The following is a 19,360-nucleotide window of genomic DNA, read 5'->3' on the forward strand; positions in this document are numbered from 1 at the left end:
CCGGCCTAGTGCCGCCGGCTTTTTGTTGTTCCTACCTCGTAGCCATGCCCGTGTTCTTCGCGGGCATGGCTACGCATTTTCATTTCAAGGAGATTTCCATGAACACCAACACCCCTTCGATCGAACCCGCCGACGGCGGCGAGATCGAGATGCAAGTCGCTGTCGCCTGCGTCGATGCTTCCGGCACCCCCGACATACCGGTCTTCAAGGTCAGAACCACCCAGGAGGAATACGATCAGGGCGCCCACTACTACAAAGCCAAGGATCTGGCCGAAGAAGCCCGGTACGAAGGGCCGTTCATCTGCTTCGATGCTGCCGAATATGGCTCCATCCTGTCGGCCGCCCGCGAACTGGGCCTTGTCCCGCAGGTCGTCGTGGTCGATATGACCGACGGCCAGATCCACTCGATCCGCTGCGACACCGGCGAGATCAAGGTCGTCTGCTACGACACCAGCGACACCGACGAGTACTCGGCGACGGTAGCGGACCGGCCGCTCGGCGAGAACGGCCAGCTCGTGCGCTGCTGGGCGCATGCCCAACTGGCACAGGTCGATCCCGGCTTGAAACTGGCTCTGGATTGATTCGGCAGGGTCCGATCTGCGCTTTCACTGGCCCCTTCGGGGGCCTTTTTCTTTGGAGTGAGGCTGTCGGGAAATCGGGCGCTGCCTGGTTCGCATTGTTTGCTGCTGCTCGTGACCCGAGCGGCGATGGTGAGGGCTCGATGTTTCAGGACGACGCGCCATGTGCCCCTCTCCACCCTGGTTTCACCATCCCGAACGCCGCCTGCTGACGGGATTTCTCGGCCTGCTTTGGTCGGTACTGGCTGGCGGCTGCGCGACAACGACTGCGCCGCACGCACCCGATGCCTTCGAGGAAGTCTCGACCGCGCCCGAACCCGAAGCGCCCGAGTACATCCCCGTTGTGCGCTACGGGCGCTACACGTTGGTCGAGCTGGCCCCCACGGCGGCGCAGCGCGACCTGCTGTTGCAGACCATCGATGTTTCGATGCCGGCGGATGCCCGCGTCACGGTCGGCGATGGGCTGCGGCATGTGCTCAAACGCAGCGGCTACAGCCTGTGTCAAACGGCACATGCCGTGATCGAGTTGTATGCGCTGCCGCTGCCGGCGGCGCACCTGCATCTCGGTCCCATGACTCTGCGCGACGCGCTGCTCACCCTGGCTGGTCCGGCCTGGGAACTGCACGCGGATGACCGCGCACGACAGATTTGCTTCGAGCGGCCCGGCGACAGCATGGCCATCGAACCAATGCCCGAACCGGCCGCCGCCGATGCGGTGCAGACCTTCCCACTGATGCCCTCCATTCCAGGCGGTCAGCCATGAACACTCCCCAATCTTCGCGGCGCCCGGCTGTCGCCGTGGTGGTGCAAAGCCTGCTCTGGCTCTGGCTGCTCGGTCTCAGCGTCATCGTGGCCCTCGGCTACCAGGCGATGAGCGACCAGGCCGACGAGAAACGGCTCGACTCCCGTTTGCAACGCCTCGAAGCGCAGACGGTGGCCCTGGCTGAGACCATCGGAACCATCCAGCAGCGTCCGCCTGTCGCAACGGCGGCGGACCTCAAAGACATCCGCCAAATCCTGGAAGCACGCGCTTCCCTGGTTGAGAAAACATTGAGCAGCTACGCAGCCGCCGACGACCTTCAGGCGCTGCGCGCGGAGATCGAGCAGATCAAGACGCGCCAGACCGCTGCGCGTGCAGCAACACCCACCCAGCCGCGCACATCGAGCAAGCCCGCCGCCAAGCCTGAACCGCCGCCACTGCCGTTCCGCATCGTCGGCGCCGAACTGCGCGCCGGCCAGCTCAGCGTGTCCGTCGTGCCGAGCAGTGGGAACTTTACGCCCGACCAGCTTCAGGTGCTGCTGCCCGGTGATGCGGTCGGTCCATGGCGCTTGCAGGCAATCGATGGCAGCGCCGCGGTGTTCCAAGCCGGCGACCAGACCCGTCGCGTGGCGATTCCCTGATCGGAGCACACGACATGAAGCCGTCGATCATCCTTTCCGCACTCCTGCTGGCTTCAGTCCAGTGGCCCGCGTGGGCGCAGCAGCCAGCCACAGCTCCCGCCCGCAATGCGCAGAGCCAGGAGCGCCCGACGGCCGCCCGCGTCCTGGACGACCGAGTAGCAAGCAACTGGGGCCTCCAACCCCAGGAATGGGCGCGCTACCGCGAGCTGATGGATGGGCCGCTGGGCATCTACTCGCCCAACCTGGACCCGCTGTCTGCCCTAGGCATCGAGGCACGCACCGACGAAGAACGGCGGCGCTATGCAGAGCTGCAGGTGCAAGTCGAGGCACGCCGCGTCGAGAAGCTGCTCGCCTACCAACGTGCCTACGACGAAGCCTGGCAGCGCCTGAACCCTGGTATGCAGCGCGTAAACCTGCCCGACGACGGGCCGGGCACCGGCACCGCGCGCGGCAGCGGTCGCGTGGCGGTGTTCGTCAAGGACGGCTGCGCGGCCTGTGGGCAGCTCGTGCAGCGGCTGCAATCCTCGGGTGCCGAGTTCGACCTGTATATGGTGGGCAGCCGCCAGGACGACGCACGCATCCGCGACTGGGCCAAGCGCGCGCAGATCGACCCGGCGCGCGTGCGCAGCGGCAGCATTACCCTCAACCACGACGGCGGCCGCTGGCTGTCGCTGGGCCTGCCCGGTGACTTGCCCGCGGCTGTGCGCGAGGTGAACGGCCAATGGCAGCGCCAGCCGTAGCGGCCACCTCCGTCTCGCAGCTCTTGCGCGCACTGGTGCTCGCTACCGGCCTGTGCGCCTGCGCCGTCCATGCCCAGGAGATTCCGCCACCTGCCTACCAGCTCGCCGCCCAGCGGGCGGGCATCCCCTCGACCGTGCTCTACGCCGTGGCCTTGCAGGAGAGCGGAGTTCGACGCAACGGGCGCATCGTCCCGTGGCCGTGGTCCCTCAATGTCGCCGGCCAGTCGCGCCGCTTCGCCACGCGCGCCGATGCCTGCTCGGGCTTGCAACAGGCAATGCGCGCCACGCCCCACACGCGCATCGATGCAGGCCTGGGCCAGATCAACCTCGGCTACCACAAGCACCGCTTCACCAGCGCATGTGACCTGCTGGACCCGTATCGCAACCTCGCCATCGCCGCTGAAATCCTGAACGAGCAGCACACGTCCGGCGAAGACTGGCTGCTCGCGATCGGCCGCTACCACCGTCCTGCGGGCGGCGAGCCCGCCGCCCGCTACCGGCGCAGCGTGTCGCGCCATCTCGCGCGTGTGCAGGGCGCACGTCCAAACGCCGCGGTGTTCGCCGCGCGCCAGGAGACTTCCCCATGACGAAATCCCATCTGGCCCTGCGGGGCCTGCTTGTGCTGCTGGCAGGTCTGCCGCTGGCATCGCGTGCCGGCGGTCCGCTGATCGTGGTCGAAGATCGCGGTGGCACGTCGGCGCTGCCGTACTACGAGGCCCTCAACCTCCAGCCGCGCGCCGATGTCCCGGCCCGGCCGCCCATTCCGACACCACAGGTTCCCGCCACACCCGCGGACGAGGCAGCGATGCTGCCGGTGCGCAGCGCCAAGCTCACGCCCGGCACCGTCGCGCGGCGCGTGATCGAAGCGCCCGGCCTGCGGCCGTTCGTGGTCATCGGCGACGACGACGCCTCCCGGGCCTGGTTGCAGCGCCGAAGCGTTGCTTTGCGCGAACGCGGCGCGGTCGGCTTGGTGGTCAACGTCGAGACCGCGCAGGGCCTGGCACGGCTGCGTGCCCTGGTGCCGGGCGTGCCACTCGCGCCCGTAGCCGGAGACGACCTGGCCGATCGCCTGGGCCTGCGGCACTACCCGGCGCTGATCACGGCCACCGGCATCGAGCAATGAAGCCATGTCGGGGAAACAGCCGGTCGAGGTTCTGCTACGCCCAGCGGTGGAGCTATACACCGTCGCAGCGTGTGCAGGCGCCGCGTTTCTGTCCCTGGTGGCCCCATGGTCGCTCGCGCTGAGCCCGGCCATGGGCGTCGGCAGCGCCTTGGCGTTCGGCGCCTATGGCGCGATCCGCTACCGCGATGCCCGCGTGATCCTTCGCTACCGACGCAACATCCGCCGCCTGTCGCGCTACGTGATGACGAGCAAGGACGTGCCCGTCAGCCAGCAGCGGCTTTTCATCGGGCGCGGGTTCCTGTGGGAACAAAAACACACCCATAGGCTGATGCAGACGTACCGGCCGGAGTTCCGCCGATACGTCGAGTCGACGCCTGCCTACCGGCTGGCACGGCGACTGGAGGAGCGGCTGGAGTTCGCGCCGTTCCCGCTATCCCGGCTGTCCGCGCTCACGGGCTGGGATGTGCCTTTCAACCCGGTGCGTCCGCTTCCGCCTGTGGGCGGCCTGCCACGCCTGCACGGCATCGAACCGGACGAGGTGGACGTCAGCCTACCGCTCGGCGAGCGTGTCGGGCACTCGCTGGTGCTGGGCACCACGCGCGTGGGCAAGACGCGACTGGCCGAGTTGTTCGTGACCCAGGACATCCGCCGCAAGAGCGCTGCCGGCGAGCACGAAGTCGTGATCGTCATCGACCCCAAAGGGGATGCGGACCTCTTGAAGCGCATGTATGTCGAGGCCAAGCGCGCGGGCCGTGAAGGCGAGTTTTACATCTTCCACTTGGGCTGGCCGGAGATCAGCGCCCGCTACAACGCGGTGGGCCGATTCGGTCGCATCTCGGAAGTCGCCACCCGTATCGCAGGGCAACTCTCCGGTGAAGGCAATAGCGCGGCCTTCAGGGAGTTCGCGTGGCGCTTCGTCAACATCATTGCCCGTGCCCTAGTGGAACTGGGACAGCGCCCGGACTACATGCTGATCCAGCGGCACGTCATCAACATCGACGCGCTGTTTATCGAGTACGCCCAGCACTACTTCGCCAAGACTGAGCCCAAGGCCTGGGAGGTGATCGTCCAGATCGAGGCCAAGCTCAACGAGAAGAACATTCCGCGCAACATGATCGGGCGCGAGAAGCGCGTGGTTGCGCTGGAGCAGTATCTCTCCCAGGCGCGCAACTACGACCCGGTGCTCGACGGACTGCGCTCGGCAGTTCGGTACGACAAGACCTACTTCGACAAGATCGTCGCGTCATTGCTGCCGTTGTTGGAAAAGCTCACCAGCGGCAAGATCGCGCAGCTCCTGGCACCGAACTATTCCGACCTGGCCGACCCGCGCCCGATCTTCGATTGGATGCAAGTCATCAGGAAGCGCGCCATCGTCTATGTGGGACTGGACGCGCTGTCCGACGCCGAGGTTGCCGCAGCGGTCGGGAACTCCATGTTCTCCGACCTGGTTTCGGTGGCGGGCCATATCTACAAGCACGGGATCGACGATGGCCTGCCGGACGCCTCTGCTGGCGCGCGCGTGCCGATCAACGTCCATGCGGACGAATTCAATGAACTCATGGGTGACGAATTCGTGCCGCTTATCAACAAAGGCGGCGGCGCCGGGCTGCAAGTCACCGCGTACACGCAGACCCTCTCGGACATCGAGGCCCGCATCGGCAACCGCGCGAAAGCTGGCCAGGTGATCGGCAACTTCAACAACCTGTTCATGCTGCGCGTGCGCGAGACGGCCACCGCCGAACTGCTGACGCGGCAGTTGCCGAAGGTCGAGGTCTATACCACTACCATCGTCTCAGGGGCAACCGACAGTTCGGACATCCGCGGCGCGACGGATTTCACGTCGAACACCCAGGACCGCATCAGCATGTCCAGCGTGCCGATGATCGAGCCATCGCACGTAGTCGGCCTGCCCAAAGGCCAGTGCTTCGCGCTGCTGCAGGGCGGCCAGCTTTGGAAGGTTCGCATGCCGCTGCCGATACCAGACCCGGATGAAGTGATGCCGGCGGACCTGCAACAACTGGCGGGGTACATGCGCCAGAGCTACAGCGAGGCTACGCAGTGGTGGGAGTTCACCAGTTCCCCGACCTTGCAGAATGCGGCCTTGCCCGATGACCTGCTGGATGATGCGGCTCCAGCCGAGTCTGCTGCGGTGGCCACCGCCACCGACCACAATGCCGACGAGGCCGCGCCATGAAGGACGCCGCATCGACCGCGCAGCGGGAGCAGAACCAGCGCCAGGGCCTGATCGTCGGCACCGTCACCTTGCCGTTTCGCTTGCTTGGAGTGCTGATCGGCTCGCTGCTGTTCTCGATCGTGGTGGAGTGCGTCGGCATGCACCTGTTCTGGAAGGACCAGGGCTGGCGCCATTCCCAGCAGATGTTGCAGTACGAGCTTGGACACCTGTCCAGCCACTTCACGCGCAGCGTGGTCGTGCAGGAGCCGGGGCGCACAGCGCACGAGTTGGTGGATACAGGCTACGAATGGGTGTTTGTTCGCTCCGGGCTGCTGGCGCGCATGAGCCAGACCGCCGAGCGCGTCCGCGCGCCCAGCCACGAGCAGGCGCGCAACTTCCGCTACTACATCAGCCAAGTCTATGTCTGGGCCGAGAGCTACCTGATCGCCGCGGCCTTCACGACGCTGACCTTCCTAGTGCGCCTGCTGGTCCTGGTGCTCACGCTGCCGCTGATCTTCACGGCCGCTTTCGTCGGTCTGATTGATGGTCTGGTGCGACGCGACGTGCGCAGGTTCGGCGCGGGCCGCGAATCCGGGTTCATCTACCACCGCGCGAAAGCCAGCCTTATGCCCCTGGCCGTGCTGCCGTGGATCACGTACCTGGCACTGCCGATCTCGGTGCATCCATTGCTGATCCTGTTGCCGAGCGCCGCCTTGCTGGGACTGGCCGTGAGCCTGACTGCGGGCAGCTTCAAGAAGTACCTCTAGCCGATCAATCCGGTCATCCGCAGGTTCCTATTGTTTGCGGCCTGAAACAGCGCTGATCTCCACGATCTAGCCATTGCTGATCACACAGGAATGGCGCGATGTTGGCTCCGATCTGGCTGCGCGCCGCGCATCGCGGCGTGCCCACTTTTCTCGTGACGGTCCTTGTGTTGGGCCAGTCCTCGATGGCGTTGGCCGAGTCCCCAGCGCAGCGTCAGGAGCTGGTCGCAGCGCTGCGCCAACTCGACGCGCTGGAGCGCACGGTCGCCGACAGCGCCGCGCATGCCCCCATCCAGCCGGGCGAGCGCTACCACTTCGACTACCCGAGGCTGCTGGCTGACCTGGCGCGCGTGCGCGCCGGCATCCAGGCCCATCTCACACCGTCGCGCGCCCAGCCGCGCGACCCGTCCGAATTGACCGGCGACTACCGCACGGAGCGGGTCGTCCCGCCATCACCGCCGACGACCGCGGAGGGCAAGCCATGAACGGCGCCCAGGTCTCGGCATTTCAAGCCAACAGCGGCATCGCACCTTCAGCGATGGCGACCGTCCTGGTCGGCGTCGTGTTCGCGGTCCTGCTCGTCTGGGGCGTCTGGGCCATGCGAACGGCCTACGTGGGGTGGTCCGAGAGCCGCCTCAACCAACGCCAGTTCCTCGGCGTCTGCATCCGATTCGTCGCGATGTACCTCGTCCTGACTTTCTTCCTCCTCTCCTGACCTGAAAGGCATGACCATGCAAAACCGCATCCTCACTTCCCGTCTTGCCCAGCGCGCCGCCGTGGCCCTGGGCGCCGCTGCGCTGCCTGCGCTGTCGTTCGCGCAGGGTCTGCCGCAGTTGGAGAACCCGACCCGCGGCACGGGCAACGGCATCATGGAAACGATCAGGAACTACGGCTACGACATCATCATGCTCGTTGCCCTCCTGGTCGTGGCGTCGATGTTCATCGGCGTCTGCTACCACGCCTACGGGACCTACGCGGAAATCCACACCGGCCGCAAGACGTGGGGCCAGTTCGGCCTCACGGTCGCCATCGGCGCCGTCCTGCTCGTGATCGGCATCTGGCTGCTCACCGAAGCCACCGGCATCCTGTAAGCGAGGCTGGTATGTCCGAGCAGCAGCACGTCCGTGCGGACGGGACCGTGACGTTCCTTCCGCACCGGCTCAACCGCCATCCCGTTGTCGTGCGCGGCCTCACCGCCGACGAGCTGTGGATCTGCTGCGGCTTGTCCGGCGCCGCCGGCCTGCTGGTCGGCGCGCCGCTGTCGTGGGTGTTCCGCACGATCGCGCTAGCTCCCACGTTCGTCGTCCTGGGCGTGGCCTTGGGCGTGTTCATCGGCGGCGGCATTCTTCGCCGCCTCAAGCGCGGGCGTCCCGACACCTGGCTGTATCGGCAACTGCAATGGCGCATTGCGACACGTCATCCACTGATGGCGGGCTGGGTGGGCGGAAATGTGCTGATCTCGCGTTCCGGCTTCTGGACCACCCGAAGGAGCGCGCGATGAGCCGCTTCAAGAACGAGATCACCCACCTTCAGGCGCACATCAAGACGCTTCGCCTGGGGGCTGGTGCCCTGGTCATCGTCGCCCTGGTCATGGGTGGCGGCTGGTGGAGCGCTCCGCGCGATCTGACCATCCACGTTCCGCCTGACCTGCGCTCCGGCAGTACCAGAAAGTGGTGGGAAGTGCCGCCCGAATCGGTCTATGCGTTCACGTTCTACGTGTTCCAGACGCTCAACCGCTGGCCGACGAATGGCGAAGAGGACTACGCGCGCAACCTCCACACGCTCTCGCCGTACCTCACCCCGTCCTGCCAGGCCTTCCTGCGCGCGGACTACGACTACCGCCGCAGCACGGGCGAGCTGCGCCAACGCGTGCGCGGCATCTACGAAATCCCCGGCCGCGGCTACGGCGACGACCCCACGGCCCGCGTGCGCGTGGTTTCCGACCGCGACTGGGTAGTGACGCTGGACATCACCGCCGACGAGTACTACGGCGCCGAGCAAGTCAAGCGCGCTCTGGTGCGCTATCCCGTGAAGGTCACGCGGGTGGACGTCGATCCTGCCCGCAACCCGTTCGGTCTGGCGCTCGACTGCTATGAGGGCGCACCCCAGCGCATCAGCACGCCGGAGCCGACGCGCCCGGCGTCTGGCGGCCTGTCTCCGCAAGCGCCTCAAGGAGAAATCCCATGAAGCATCCTGTACTCACTTTGCTGGGGCTGTTGGCAGTGGCCGCGGCTCCCGCTGTCCAGGCGGTGGAGATCCTGCGCTGGGAACGCATGCCGCTGGCGGTGCCGCTGAAGGTCGGCCAGGAGCGCATCGTGTTTATCGACCGCAACGTCCGCGTGGGCGTGCCCGCGGGCGTCGGCGAGCGCCTGCGGGTGCAGAGCGCGGGCGGTGCGGTGTACCTGCGCGCCAGCGAGCCGATCGAACCCACGCGGCTGCAATTGCAGGACGCCGACACGGGCGCGCTGATCCTGCTGGACATTGCGGCGGAACCAGCCAAGGACGGGGAAGCCGAGCTGGAACCAGTGCGCATCGTCGAGGGCAACAGCACCCCGGCGCGCTATGGCGATCAGCCCGGCGATGACAACGAAGCTCCGGCGCGCGTCCAGGACCAGGCCGGCGCGCGAGCGGCGCGACGCGAGACCCCGGTGCCGGTTGTCCTGACGCGCTTCGCCGCACAGAACCTCTACGCGCCGCTACGCACAGTGGAGCCGCTGCCGAGCGTCATGCGGGTAAACCTGCGCCGTGACCTCGACCTCGGCACGCTGATGCCGACGCTGCCCGTGCGCGCGGTCGCGCTCGCGTCGTGGCGTCTGGAAGACCAGTGGGTGACCGCCGTGCGCCTGACCAACAGCAGCAGCGGCTGGATTACCCTGGACCCGCGCGTGCTGCAAGGCGATTTCCTCACCGCCACCTTCCAACACGAGGCGCTTGGCCCGCGCGGGACGCCCGAGGACACGACCGTCCTGTACCTGGTGACGCGCGGGCGTGGCCTGGCGCAATCGCTGCTACCAGCGGTCAACCGCTTCGACCCGGCCGTGCATCTCCCGCAACCGGAAGCCAGTTCCCAGGATGGCACCGACCGCAAGGAGGTCCGCCATGCGCAGTAATGGACTCCTGAAGTGGCTGATGATCCCGGTTGCCGTGCTGGTGCTGTTCGTCGCCATCCGGCTGTTCTCGGGTGGCAGCACTTCGGCACCACCGACCGCGGATGCCGGCGCCAAGCTCACTCCAGCGGAAATGAAGGCGCTGGGCATTGAGGGCGATACCCCGCGCGACACCGTGGCGACGCTCGTTGCCCAAGTGAAGCAGTTGCGCACCGAGCTTCAGACCGCGCTCTCGGACAACAAATCCCAGCGCGAAGAAAACCAGCGACTGCGCCAGCGCGAGAACTCCATTGACCAGCGCATCAATTCGGCCCTCGACTCCGAGCGCACCAACCTGCGTCGCGACCAAGAGCAGGCAGCCAGCGCGCGCCAGCAGACCGAAGGGCTGCTTGCCGACCTGCAACGGCGCTTGGACAGTATCGGCGGACGTGGCGGCGGCCATGCCGACCTGCCGGTGGGTCTGGGGCTGCGTGACGGCGACGAGGCCAGCATGGAAGGCGGCGTGCGCTGGGTCGAACCCGACGATGCGAGGAAAGTCGAGGGGCGCAACAGCAGTCGTGGCACGGGTAGCGGCATGAGCTTCCCGACGAGCTTCGGCCCCGCGCAGAGCACGTTGGAAGCCACGGCGGAAACCGTGGCGAACGCGGGCGCACGCGCCGCAGGCGTGAAGAGCGCCAAGGCGGTCTATACCGTACCGACCAATTCGACGCTGATGGGGTCGGTGGCGATGACGGCGCTGATCGGCCGCGTGCCGATCGACGGAACCGTCAACGATCCGTACCCCTTCAAGGTGTTGGTCGGATCGGACAACCTGACCGCCAATGGCATCGACATTCCCGACGTGGCCGGTGCCGTGTTCAGCGGCACCGCATCGGGCGACTGGACGCTCTCGTGCGTGCGCGGCCAGGTACGCAGCATCACCTTCGTCTTCCACGACGGCACGATCCGCACCATCCCCGAAGACCGCGACGGCAACCAGCAGAACAACCAGCAGCAGAACTCTCAAAGTGGAGGCCTGGGCTGGATCAGCGACCCATACGGCATTCCCTGCGTCAGCGGGGAGCGGCGCAGCAACGCCCAGCAGTACCTTGGCTCGCAAGCCCTGATTACCGCCGCCGGTGCCGGCGTCGCCTCGCTGATCGACAGCGACAGCGGCCAGATGTCCTACGTCGGCGCCGACGGCTCCATCGGCAGCGTCGGTATCTCGGGCAATGAAGCCGTGGGCCGCATCCTGGCCGGTGGCGTGCGCGACATGGCCGACTGGGTGAACAAGCTGTATGGCCAGGCGTTCGCCGCTATCTATGTCCAGCCCGGCGCGAAGGTCGCCGTCCACCTCGAAAAGCCTCTCGCCATCGACTTCGATCCCGAAGGCCGCAAGGTCGATCACCGCGCAGGAGAAAGCCATGCTCTCGAACTTGAATAAGGCCCTGGCGCTGGCCCTCGCCGTCGCGGTGCTCGGCGGCTGTGCCACCAGCAAGGAAAAGCTGCTCCCCCACGGCGACAGCACGATGATGGACATCTGGCAGCAGAACGCCGGTGACGGGGGTGGTGGCGCCGGCCAGGTGGCGCGCAGGCAATTGCTCGATGCACGCCAGAGCCTGCGCCGGCCGCTGACCGAGGCCGACGTGGAGGCCGCGCCCACCGAGCAGATGCGCTACACGCGCACGGCGCGCAACGAGGTCTATCGCCAGTTCCACCGCCTGCCGAACCCCGATCTTGTCATGTATGTGTACCCGCACCTGGCGGGCACCGATCCCGTGCCGGTTCCGGGCTACACGACGGTCTTCCCCCTGTACCAGCGTGTGCAGTACGCCATGCCGGGCGAGCGCGTGGAGAACTACTGATGCGCTGGAAACTTCCCTGGCCGAAGCTGGCTGCATCCGATGGTGGCAATGACGAGCAGCCGGACGGCTGGCAGCGCCACGTCGAGGCGTTGCGCCAGGCCGGCATTGCCGAACCCGGAGCGACGGTCCAGGGCCGCAGGCCGGCGACCGTGGCGGACGAGCAGGCGTTGTACGACGTTGCGCAGTCATTCGCGGAGCTGCTGCCGTGGGTGGAGTTCCTGCCACCGTCGAAGTCCATGCTGCTGGAGGACGGGCAATCGGTCGCGGCCTTCTACGAACTGGTCCCGCTAGGCACCGAAGGTCGGGAGCCGGGCTGGCTCGCGCATGCCCGCGATGCGCTCGAAAACGCGCTCCAGGACTCGTTCGATGAGCTGGATGAGAACCCGTGGGTGCTCCAGCTCTATGCACAGGACGAGCCCAGCTTCGACCAGTACATGCAGACGCTGCGCGACTACGTGCAGCCGCGTGCCCGCGATACCGCCTTCACCGAGTTCTACCTCCGCTTCTTCGGCCACCACCTGCGCGCAGTGGCCAAACCGGGCGGACTGTTCGAGGACACGGTGGTCACGCGGTTGCGCTGGCGCGGCCAGACGCGGCGCGTGCGCATGGTGGTCTATCGCCGGGCCACCGGGCAGGCGAACCGCCGCGGCCAGACACCCGAGCAAATGCTGAACATCGTCTGCGATCGCCTCTGCGGCGGCCTGGCGAACGCCGGCATCCAGGCCCGGCGCATGGTCGCGGCCGATGTTCACGACTGGCTGCTTCGTTGGTTCAACCCACGCCCCACGATGCTCGGGCCCGGCGCTGAGGAGCGAGAGCGCTTCTATGCGCTGGCCCGCTATCCCGACGAGGTGGAGGAAGGTGAGATCGAGCTGGCGAGTGGTCGGGATTTCAGTCAACGGCTGTTCTTCGGTCAGCCTCGCTCCGATGCCGAGCACGGCACCTGGTACTTCGACGGCATGCCGCATCGCGTACTGGTCACCGACCGGCTACGCATGCCGCCCGGTACGGGGCACCTGACCGGCGAAACCCGCAAGGGGGACGCTATCAACACGCTTTTCGATCAGATGCCCGAAGACACCACGATGTGTCTGACCATGGTGGCGACGCCCCAGGACATCCTCGAATCGCACCTGAACCACCTGGCGAAGAAGGCTGTCGGCGAAACACTGGCATCGGAACAAACGCTCAAGGATGTGCAGGAGGCGCGCTCGCTCATCGGCAGCGCGCACAAGCTCTACCGCGGCACGCTGGCGTTCTATCTGCGCGGACGCGATGAAGCCGAACTTGACAGGCGCGGCCTGGACCTCGCCAACGTGATGCTCAACGCGGGGTTGCAGCCTGTGCGCGAGGACGATGAAGTCGCGCCGCTCAACAGCTACCTGCGCTGGCTACCGTGCTGCTACAACCCTGCGCAAGATCGACGGAACTGGTTCACCCAACTGATGTTCGCCCAGCATGTGGCGAATCTCTCGCCGGCGTGGGGTCGCAGCCAGGGTACGGGTCATCCGGGCAACACGTTCTTCAACCGCGGCGGCGGGCCGATCACGTTTGATCCACTGAACCGCTTGGACAGGCAGATGAACGCCCATCTGTTCCTGTTCGGCCCCACCGGCTCGGGCAAGAGCGCAACGCTCAACAACCTCCTGAACCAGGTTACGGCCATCTACCGGCCGCGGCTGTTCATCGTGGAAGCCGGCAACAGCTTCGGCTTGTTCAGCGACTTCGCAAAGCGCCTGGGTCTGACCGTGAACCGGGTCAAGCTGGCTCCTGGCTCTGGCATCAGCCTGGCGCCGTTCGCCGACGCTCGCCGGCTGATCGAAACGCCCAGCAACGTGCAGACGCTTGACGCCGATGCACTGGATGAAGAATTGCCAGCCGATTCCTCGATCATGGAGGAGGACGAGCAGCGCGACGTGCTGGGTGAACTGGAGATCACGGCACGGCTGATGATCACAGGCGGCGAGGACAAAGAAGAAGCCCGGATGACGCGGGCTGATCGCTCGCTGATCCGCCAGTGCATCCTCGATGCCGCCGAGCACTGCGTGGCCGAGAAACGCACGGTGCTCACGCGCGACGTGCGCAACGCGCTGCGCACGCGCGGCCAGGACCCCACGCTGCCCGAGATGCGGCGTGTGAGGCTGCTGGAGATGGCGGACGCCATGGACATGTTCTGTCAAGGCACGGACGGTGAGATGTTCGACCGCGACGGCACGCCGTGGCCCGAAGCCGACATCACCCTGGTGGATCTCGCGACCTATGCGCGCGAGGGCTACAACGCGCAACTCTCCATCGCGTACATCAGCCTGATCAGCACGGTGAACAACATCGCCGAGCGCGACCAATACCTGGGCCGTCCGATCATCAATGTGACCGACGAGGGCCACATCATCACCAAGAACCCGCTGCTTGCACCCTACGTCGTAAAAATCACAAAAATGTGGCGCAAGCTAGGGGCCTGGTTCTGGCTGGCGACCCAAAACATCGACGATCTGCCACGTGCCGCGGAGCCCATGCTCAACATGATTGAGTGGTGGATCTGCCTGTCGATGCCGCCCGATGAGGTCGAGAAGATCGCACGCTTCCGCGAACTCTCACCCGCGCAGAAAGCGCTGATGCTTTCTGCTCGCAAGGAGGCGGGGAAATTCACCGAGGGCGTCATCCTCTCCAAGAGCATGGAAGTGCTGTTCCGCGCCGTGCCGCCAAGTCTCTACCTTGCGCTCGCGCAAACCGAACCCGAAGAGAAGGCCGAACGCTACCAACTTATGCAGCACTACGGCTGCACCGAACTGGAAGCGGCCTTCAAGGTGGCCGAGAAGATCGACCAGGCGCGCGGCATCGAGTCGCCGGCCCTGGAACTGTCGTAAGACGGAGAACGCCATGGAACAGAAACGTCCTTCCATTCCGATGCAGGTCCAGGCGTTCCGCCGCCGCAACGGGCGGCCCCGCTGGCCCTGGGCATTGGCTGCTGTGCTGATCGCGCTGCTGCTGATCTGGCTTGTGTCGAGGTCGCCCGGCGAATCCCCGCCGCAGCCGCCCACGCCGGTCAGCATGGCACCGGTGGCCGGGCCGCCCTGGCTAATGGGCAACCCCAAAGGCCGTTTCACGCTGACGCTCTATGCTGACCTGGAGTGCCCGTTCTGCCGGGAGTATTTCCCGCAGCTCAAGCGGTGGGTGGGCTCCAACGCCGACGTGGCGCTGCAATGGCACCACCAGCCGCTGGCCGCGCACGAGCCGGCCGCCTCGGCCGAGGCAGGTCTGGCCGAATGCGCAGCCGAAGCTGGCGGGCATGCCGCGTTCTGGCAGGCGGTCGAATGGGTCTATGCCCACACGCGCAGCGACGGCCAGGGCTTGCCGGATGGCTTGCGCTACCCCGAATCGACGCCAGCCATCGAGCAGTGCATGTCAAGCGAAAGACCCAGTGCGGCTATCCGCGCCCAGGCTGCGGAAGCCACCAAGAGCGGCGTAACCGCCACGCCATCACTGCGCCTGCTCGATCGCCAGACGGGCCAGGCCATCCTGCTGCAGGGGCCGATCGAGGGCGATGCCTTGCTGTCAGCCATGGACATGCTGGCGGCTGACGGTTCGACCAACACACCCACATCCGAAATGCCTGCCGACGTCGTCGGCGACATGCCCAGGTAGCCCCGGTCTTCAAGGCTACGGCGCAGTCCTCTGCGCTGACCGCGACTCGTTCGCCTTGCATCCTGGCCGCGAACGGTCACCGCAATCGCGGTGATGGATGCACCTTTTCATTCTCATCCCCAGGAGGGCTTGCCCTCGGGGGCGCGCGCCCTCCGATCTCACCGTCTGGAGGTTCGCCATGTCTTTCGCCATCAATGACTCCTGTGTGGAGTCGCTTTCCGCCGTAGCTGCCCAGCACGAGGACTGGATCATCCAGCAGGCCATCGTGCTGCTGGAAAAACGGATCTTCAAAGCTGGACCGTGCCTCAGCCGGCCGGCCGCCGTGCGGGACTATCTGCGCGTGAAACTGGTCGCTGAACCCAACGAGATATTCGCCGCTGTGTTCCTGGACAGCATGCACCAAGTGCTGGCCTACGAGCCATTGTTCAGGGGCACGATCAACTCGACTTCTGTTTATCCACGTGTCGTCGTACAGCGTGTGCTGGAGCTGAATGCCGCCGCGGTGGTCTTCGCCCACCAGCACCCCTCGGGCATCTCCGAACCGTCGAGCGCGGATCGCATGCTGACCCAGCAACTGCAGGCCGCGCTGGCGCTCATCGATGTGCGGGTACTGGACCACATCATCGTCGGCCAGGGTTCCCCGTTCTCCTTTGCGGAGTCCGGCCTGCTGTAACGGTCGCATTGCTTCATTGATCCTCGCGGAGGCTTCGGCCTCCGTTTTTTCATTGGTGCGGGGCAAGCAGGTATGCGGGCAGTCCGCGATGCGCATTGTTTGTTGGGGTGGCATGAGGTTCGCGTTTGACTATGGCCCTGATCAACTTTCGGGACACGCGACATGCCGGCATCCTTTTCCACGTTCGCGTCGGGCTGGCGAACCCTTGGCCTGGTCGTGGCGCTGCCGGCGTCCCTGGCCGTGTTCAGCCCCGTCATCTTCGCGGCCGACGTATTGGTCGTCACCGACAGCCACCACCCGGTCAAGACCATGGGCGGCGAGCGGCTGATCGAGCTGGACGAAGCCCGCCGGATTGAAGCGGAGCTTTCTGCGGAACTGCCCGCCGACCCCGAACAGGCGGCGGCCACCGTCAAGCGTCGGCTGAACCAGGGCGGCACCGACCTACAGCGCCGCATCGCTTCCGCATACCAAGGCGTCACCGACGCATGGAGCCTGGGCATCACCAGCATCCCGGCTGTCGTGGTGGATCAGCGCTACGTCGTCTATGGCGAGCCGGATGTGGCGCGCGCCGTCGCGCGCATTGAGCAGCGTCGGAGGACCCAGCCATGACGCGGCCATTCGACCTTATGCGCCGCATGCGGGCTGGCGTGGCTTCCTTGCTGCTGCTCAGCGCCACGGGTAGCTACGCCTTGAACACCACCGCCATCGTTGCCTCGGTGGCCTCGCCCGATTGCTTGGAGTACCGGGTGGTGGGTATCTGCTACTGGCTCTACTGCACCTGGGGAGGCTGCACGGTGCGCACCTCTGTCAAGGTGCGCCACTACATCCCCGATGCGGTCGTCTCCAGCTACAGCAACACGGGCGAGAACCCGTGGGTCGAAGTCCGGGCGATGAGTACGGCCAACCCGTCCGCCCAAGCGGGCGGCGATGGAACGACGAACGAGGATCACGAAAACAATCTCGCGAAATTCAAGAACGCCGACGTGATCGGCCATCCTGGCGTCGAGGTGTTCAACCAGTTTGTTTCGTCCTCGGGCTACTTCTGCGAGGGCGCGGGAACGGCATTCATGCCGTATCTGCTCAGCACCTTGGACACGCTTGCCTGGCGCTACAACGTGCCCGAGATGGCCTACCCGGAGGCATTGATTCCCGGCATGCGCGAGGTCGGCGCACGCACCACGATGAACCTTTGGGGCAACGTGTATCCCCGCGGCGGCTTCCTGCACCAGACCGACGACCACAAATCGGGAGCCGTGGTGGCCCAGCGTGCGGGCGATGTCGTCACGCGCCGCGGGCAGTTGCACGTGTACCAGGCGCTGCTTGCCAATGCCCGCGATGGCTACTGGCCCGCCGGCGCGCTGATGGAGGGTGATGCCTCGACTGGAAAGTGGCAGGAACTCACGCCCGTCCTGTCCTCGTCCTGCACGGTTTTCCCACGCACCGGCTTCCTGACCCAGGCCCAGCAAGGCGACTACGCCTGGGCGCTGTGGCGGCCGTATGCCTGCTGCGAACGCCGTGGACAGGTGTTCCTTGGCAGCGTTGATTTCCTTTGAGGTGTCGCGATGAAGCGTTCCGACTCTATGCAGTTCTCCCCACCGGCTCGTGGCAAGAGGATCTGTTTGGCGCTTACCGGCGCGTTGGTTCTGGCAAGCGGCGTGGCCTGGGGCCAACTGGGCTACCAGACCAGCGGCAACGTCATCGGCGATGACGTCATGTACTCCATCGGCGGCGGCAGCGCCGTTTCGATGGGCCGCGCAGCCGGCATGCGCTCGCTCGGCGTGGGTGTCGGCTGGAACAGCAATCTGATCTGTGGCGACATGAGCATCCAGACCACGTTGAAGAATCAACTCAACGGTGTCACCAATGGCTTTCAGCAGATCATGTCCTCGGTGATCCAGAGTGCTACGAGTGCTGTGGCGTCCCTGCCGGCGTTGATCATCCAGCGGGCAGATCCAGGCCTCTACAACCTGCTCACCAACGGCGTTCTGCAAGCGCGGCTGGATTTCGACCGCTCGAAGCTGACGTGCCGCGCCATGGCCGAAAAGATGGCCGAAACGGCTGGCGGCCAACTCGGCTGGAGCCAGATGGCCGAAGGCATGGCGTTGCGTGATGCAGTGTCGAGCACGGATGCCGTCTCGGCCATCGAGCAGGCCGAGACGCGCCGTGGCAACGATGGCGTGCCCTGGGTCGGGGGAAGCAATGCCGGCGGCTCCGGTCAGCCCGCGATCAAGGTGGTCGGTGACGTCACCCGCGCGGGCTACAACCTGGTCAATGGCCGCGGGGTGACCGACACGTCGGCAATCGCTCCGGCCAGTTGCACGAGCCTGTCGTGCCAAACCTGGACCACGCCGCAGGCGGCCATCGAGTGGGCAACACGGGTGCTCGGCGAGAAGGAGCAGCGCACCTGCGACGCCTGCACCAAGACGGAGACGGTGCCCGGCGTCGGGCTGACGCCCCTGATCCAGGAGGAGTACGACGCCAAGCTGCAGGCGCTCCAGGACCTGGTATCCAAGGCGAAGAACACGACGCCCGAAAACCTGCGGGAGGCCGGCAGTGCGTCACTGCCCATCACGCGCGGCGTGGTCGAGGCACTGCGCGACGAGCCGGACCAGCACCTGCTGTCGCAGCGCCTGGCGTCCGAGGTTGCGCTGGCGTCGGTGCTGGAGAAGGCGCTACTGCTGCAACGCACTCTGCTGACCGGCAAGAAGGAGCCCAACGTGGCGGCCAACCAGCTCGCCGTGGAGGCGGTGAACCACGAGAGCGACACGCTCGATCGCGAGATTCGCAACCTCAAGACCGAGCTGGAGCTGCGCCGGGAGCTGGCGAACAACTCGCCCATGGCGATCATCCAGCGCCACGGCACGCGCGCGGCGGGCTCGCGTGGCATCTACGAAGGCGATCCAGTGCCTGACCGCCTCGATCAGTTGCAGAAGGGCAATCCGGGAGGCCGGCCATGAGCCTGATGCGTGCGACCTGGCTACGTCCGCGCTGGCTGTTCAGCCGGCGCGCAGCGAAGGCGCTGCTGTGGACGGTGGTACTCGCGGCCGTCGCCGTGAGCGCCAACATCGTTGGCATCTACCTCGTCGGAAGCGTCGCGGGCTGGGAGCGTTGGCTGGCGGCAGCAGCGGGCTACTTCCTGGTCTGGCGGCTGTGCTTGTATGGCGCGACGGCCTACGGCTGGGTCTGGATGCGTCGCCGGCTGCTTGCGCGTGAGGACGACGCGCAAGCGCGGCGCCGCCTGGTGCGCAGCGAAATCGCCGGCGTCGTTGCCATCGTGGCGCTTGAAGCCAGCCTGTTGATGCAGGGTTGAGG

The 19,360-nt window shown here is 66.2% G+C and carries 23 protein-coding genes; all 23 read left to right on the forward strand.

The window, feature by feature from the left end; genetic code table 11:
• The first annotated feature begins 98 nt into the window (after window positions 1-98).
• Entirely contained in the window at window positions 99-581 is a 483-nt protein-coding gene (locus ACUTAG_RS20730) for a hypothetical protein (RefSeq protein WP_446650296.1), read from the forward strand.
• Between the two features lie 160 nt (window positions 582-741).
• Window positions 742-1,341 carry a PFGI-1 class ICE element type IV pilus protein PilL2 gene (gene pilL2, locus ACUTAG_RS20735; protein ID WP_057380505.1) on the forward strand — a complete coding sequence of 200 codons (600 nt, stop codon included), beginning with the start codon at window positions 742-744 and terminating at the stop codon, window positions 1,339-1,341.
• Complete coding sequence (locus ACUTAG_RS20740) at window positions 1,338-1,979, forward strand: hypothetical protein (protein ID WP_057380504.1); 642 nt, start codon at window positions 1,338-1,340, stop codon at window positions 1,977-1,979. The genes pilL2 and ACUTAG_RS20740 overlap by 4 nt, the downstream gene beginning before the upstream one ends.
• Before the next feature lie 14 nt (window positions 1,980-1,993).
• On the forward strand, window positions 1,994-2,719 hold the full coding sequence (locus ACUTAG_RS20745) for a TIGR03759 family integrating conjugative element protein (protein ID WP_057380503.1): 726 nt from the start codon (window positions 1,994-1,996) through the stop codon (window positions 2,717-2,719).
• Entirely contained in the window at window positions 2,701-3,306 is a 606-nt protein-coding gene (locus tag ACUTAG_RS20750; protein ID WP_057380502.1) for a transglycosylase SLT domain-containing protein, read from the forward strand. The genes ACUTAG_RS20745 and ACUTAG_RS20750 overlap by 19 nt, the downstream gene beginning before the upstream one ends.
• Window positions 3,303-3,842, forward strand: a complete 540-nt coding sequence (locus ACUTAG_RS20755; protein ID WP_057380501.1) for an integrating conjugative element protein — start codon at window positions 3,303-3,305, stop codon at window positions 3,840-3,842. The genes ACUTAG_RS20750 and ACUTAG_RS20755 overlap by 4 nt, the downstream gene beginning before the upstream one ends.
• Window positions 3,843-3,846: 4 nt before the next feature.
• Window positions 3,847-6,036 carry a type IV conjugative transfer system coupling protein TraD gene (traD, locus tag ACUTAG_RS20760; protein ID WP_446650297.1) on the forward strand — a complete coding sequence of 730 codons (2,190 nt, stop codon included), beginning with the start codon at window positions 3,847-3,849 and terminating at the stop codon, window positions 6,034-6,036.
• Window positions 6,033-6,782 (forward strand): TIGR03747 family integrating conjugative element membrane protein, encoded by a 750-nt coding sequence (locus ACUTAG_RS20765; RefSeq protein ID WP_023093439.1) that lies wholly within the window; start codon window positions 6,033-6,035, stop codon window positions 6,780-6,782. Before traD ends, ACUTAG_RS20765 begins: the two co-directional genes overlap by 4 nt.
• Before the next feature lie 98 nt (window positions 6,783-6,880).
• Entirely contained in the window at window positions 6,881-7,264 is a 384-nt protein-coding gene (locus tag ACUTAG_RS20770) for an integrative conjugative element protein, RAQPRD family (protein WP_446650298.1), read from the forward strand.
• Window positions 7,261-7,494, forward strand: a complete 234-nt coding sequence (locus ACUTAG_RS20775) for a TIGR03758 family integrating conjugative element protein (RefSeq protein WP_009459672.1) — start codon at window positions 7,261-7,263, stop codon at window positions 7,492-7,494. Before ACUTAG_RS20770 ends, ACUTAG_RS20775 begins: the two co-directional genes overlap by 4 nt.
• A 16-nt stretch (window positions 7,495-7,510) precedes the next feature.
• Window positions 7,511-7,870 (forward strand): TIGR03745 family integrating conjugative element membrane protein, encoded by a 360-nt coding sequence (locus tag ACUTAG_RS20780; protein WP_012248080.1) that lies wholly within the window; start codon window positions 7,511-7,513, stop codon window positions 7,868-7,870.
• An 11-nt stretch (window positions 7,871-7,881) separates the two neighbouring features.
• Window positions 7,882-8,280, forward strand: coding sequence for a TIGR03750 family conjugal transfer protein (locus tag ACUTAG_RS20785; RefSeq protein ID WP_057380499.1), 399 nt, complete (start codon window positions 7,882-7,884; stop codon window positions 8,278-8,280).
• Window positions 8,277-8,966: a PFL_4703 family integrating conjugative element protein gene (locus ACUTAG_RS20790; protein ID WP_023657224.1), complete on the forward strand. Its 690-nt coding sequence runs from the start codon at window positions 8,277-8,279 to the stop codon at window positions 8,964-8,966. Before ACUTAG_RS20785 ends, ACUTAG_RS20790 begins: the two co-directional genes overlap by 4 nt.
• Window positions 8,963-9,889, forward strand: a complete 927-nt coding sequence (locus ACUTAG_RS20795) for a TIGR03749 family integrating conjugative element protein (protein WP_446650299.1) — start codon at window positions 8,963-8,965, stop codon at window positions 9,887-9,889. Before ACUTAG_RS20790 ends, ACUTAG_RS20795 begins: the two co-directional genes overlap by 4 nt.
• The gene (locus tag ACUTAG_RS20800) at window positions 9,879-11,309 is read left to right on the forward strand and encodes a TIGR03752 family integrating conjugative element protein (RefSeq protein ID WP_446650300.1); all 1,431 of its coding nucleotides are present in this window, start codon (window positions 9,879-9,881) and stop codon (window positions 11,307-11,309) included. The genes ACUTAG_RS20795 and ACUTAG_RS20800 overlap by 11 nt, the downstream gene beginning before the upstream one ends.
• Complete coding sequence (locus ACUTAG_RS20805) at window positions 11,290-11,730, forward strand: TIGR03751 family conjugal transfer lipoprotein (RefSeq protein ID WP_057380496.1); 441 nt, start codon at window positions 11,290-11,292, stop codon at window positions 11,728-11,730. The genes ACUTAG_RS20800 and ACUTAG_RS20805 overlap by 20 nt, the downstream gene beginning before the upstream one ends.
• Window positions 11,730-14,597: a conjugative transfer ATPase gene (locus ACUTAG_RS20810; protein ID WP_057380495.1), complete on the forward strand. Its 2,868-nt coding sequence runs from the start codon at window positions 11,730-11,732 to the stop codon at window positions 14,595-14,597. The genes ACUTAG_RS20805 and ACUTAG_RS20810 overlap by 1 nt, the downstream gene beginning before the upstream one ends.
• Window positions 14,598-14,610: 13 nt before the next feature.
• Window positions 14,611-15,375, forward strand: coding sequence for a DsbA family protein (locus ACUTAG_RS20815; RefSeq protein WP_057380494.1), 765 nt, complete (start codon window positions 14,611-14,613; stop codon window positions 15,373-15,375).
• A gap of 178 nt (window positions 15,376-15,553) precedes the next feature.
• A complete protein-coding gene (gene radC, locus ACUTAG_RS20820; protein WP_057380493.1) occupies window positions 15,554-16,048 on the forward strand; it encodes a RadC family protein in 495 nt (164 codons plus the stop codon).
• A 162-nt stretch (window positions 16,049-16,210) separates the two neighbouring features.
• The gene (locus tag ACUTAG_RS20825) at window positions 16,211-16,657 is read left to right on the forward strand and encodes a TIGR03757 family integrating conjugative element protein (protein ID WP_057380492.1); all 447 of its coding nucleotides are present in this window, start codon (window positions 16,211-16,213) and stop codon (window positions 16,655-16,657) included.
• Window positions 16,654-17,601, forward strand: coding sequence for a TIGR03756 family integrating conjugative element protein (locus tag ACUTAG_RS20830; RefSeq protein ID WP_057380491.1), 948 nt, complete (start codon window positions 16,654-16,656; stop codon window positions 17,599-17,601). The genes ACUTAG_RS20825 and ACUTAG_RS20830 overlap by 4 nt, the downstream gene beginning before the upstream one ends.
• A 9-nt stretch (window positions 17,602-17,610) precedes the next feature.
• The gene (locus tag ACUTAG_RS20835) at window positions 17,611-19,005 is read left to right on the forward strand and encodes an integrating conjugative element protein (RefSeq protein ID WP_023657216.1); all 1,395 of its coding nucleotides are present in this window, start codon (window positions 17,611-17,613) and stop codon (window positions 19,003-19,005) included.
• A 2-nt stretch (window positions 19,006-19,007) separates the two neighbouring features.
• A complete protein-coding gene (locus ACUTAG_RS20840; protein WP_432419698.1) occupies window positions 19,008-19,358 on the forward strand; it encodes a hypothetical protein in 351 nt (116 codons plus the stop codon).
• Window positions 19,359-19,360: the final 2 nt, after the last annotated feature.

Source organism: Achromobacter sp. CSND-B12 (genome assembly GCF_052906545.1).

Bases quoted from the DNA above. Each gene is read 5' to 3' on its own strand.
- ACUTAG_RS20750 (WP_057380502.1), top strand. From the start codon at position 2,701: ATGGCAGCGCCAGCCGTAGCGGCCACCTCCGTCTCGCAGCTCTTGCGC.
- ACUTAG_RS20805 (WP_057380496.1), top strand. From the start codon at position 11,290: ATGCTCTCGAACTTGAATAAGGCCCTGGCGCTGGCCCTCGCCGTCGCG.
- ACUTAG_RS20800 (WP_446650300.1), top strand. From the start codon at position 9,879: ATGCGCAGTAATGGACTCCTGAAGTGGCTGATGATCCCGGTTGCCGTG.
- ACUTAG_RS20775 (WP_009459672.1), top strand. From the start codon at position 7,261: ATGAACGGCGCCCAGGTCTCGGCATTTCAAGCCAACAGCGGCATCGCA.
- ACUTAG_RS20730 (WP_446650296.1), top strand. From the start codon at position 99: ATGAACACCAACACCCCTTCGATCGAACCCGCCGACGGCGGCGAGATC.
- traD (WP_446650297.1), top strand. From the start codon at position 3,847: ATGTCGGGGAAACAGCCGGTCGAGGTTCTGCTACGCCCAGCGGTGGAG.
- pilL2 (WP_057380505.1), top strand. From the start codon at position 742: ATGTGCCCCTCTCCACCCTGGTTTCACCATCCCGAACGCCGCCTGCTG.
- ACUTAG_RS20785 (WP_057380499.1), top strand. From the start codon at position 7,882: ATGTCCGAGCAGCAGCACGTCCGTGCGGACGGGACCGTGACGTTCCTT.
- ACUTAG_RS20810 (WP_057380495.1), top strand. From the start codon at position 11,730: ATGCGCTGGAAACTTCCCTGGCCGAAGCTGGCTGCATCCGATGGTGGC.
- ACUTAG_RS20815 (WP_057380494.1), top strand. From the start codon at position 14,611: ATGGAACAGAAACGTCCTTCCATTCCGATGCAGGTCCAGGCGTTCCGC.
- ACUTAG_RS20745 (WP_057380503.1), top strand. From the start codon at position 1,994: ATGAAGCCGTCGATCATCCTTTCCGCACTCCTGCTGGCTTCAGTCCAG.
- ACUTAG_RS20780 (WP_012248080.1), top strand. From the start codon at position 7,511: ATGCAAAACCGCATCCTCACTTCCCGTCTTGCCCAGCGCGCCGCCGTG.
- ACUTAG_RS20755 (WP_057380501.1), top strand. From the start codon at position 3,303: ATGACGAAATCCCATCTGGCCCTGCGGGGCCTGCTTGTGCTGCTGGCA.
- ACUTAG_RS20740 (WP_057380504.1), top strand. From the start codon at position 1,338: ATGAACACTCCCCAATCTTCGCGGCGCCCGGCTGTCGCCGTGGTGGTG.
- ACUTAG_RS20830 (WP_057380491.1), top strand. From the start codon at position 16,654: ATGACGCGGCCATTCGACCTTATGCGCCGCATGCGGGCTGGCGTGGCT.
- ACUTAG_RS20835 (WP_023657216.1), top strand. From the start codon at position 17,611: ATGAAGCGTTCCGACTCTATGCAGTTCTCCCCACCGGCTCGTGGCAAG.
- ACUTAG_RS20825 (WP_057380492.1), top strand. From the start codon at position 16,211: ATGCCGGCATCCTTTTCCACGTTCGCGTCGGGCTGGCGAACCCTTGGC.
- ACUTAG_RS20795 (WP_446650299.1), top strand. From the start codon at position 8,963: ATGAAGCATCCTGTACTCACTTTGCTGGGGCTGTTGGCAGTGGCCGCG.
- ACUTAG_RS20770 (WP_446650298.1), top strand. From the start codon at position 6,881: ATGTTGGCTCCGATCTGGCTGCGCGCCGCGCATCGCGGCGTGCCCACT.
- radC (WP_057380493.1), top strand. From the start codon at position 15,554: ATGTCTTTCGCCATCAATGACTCCTGTGTGGAGTCGCTTTCCGCCGTA.
- ACUTAG_RS20790 (WP_023657224.1), top strand. From the start codon at position 8,277: ATGAGCCGCTTCAAGAACGAGATCACCCACCTTCAGGCGCACATCAAG.
- ACUTAG_RS20765 (WP_023093439.1), top strand. From the start codon at position 6,033: ATGAAGGACGCCGCATCGACCGCGCAGCGGGAGCAGAACCAGCGCCAG.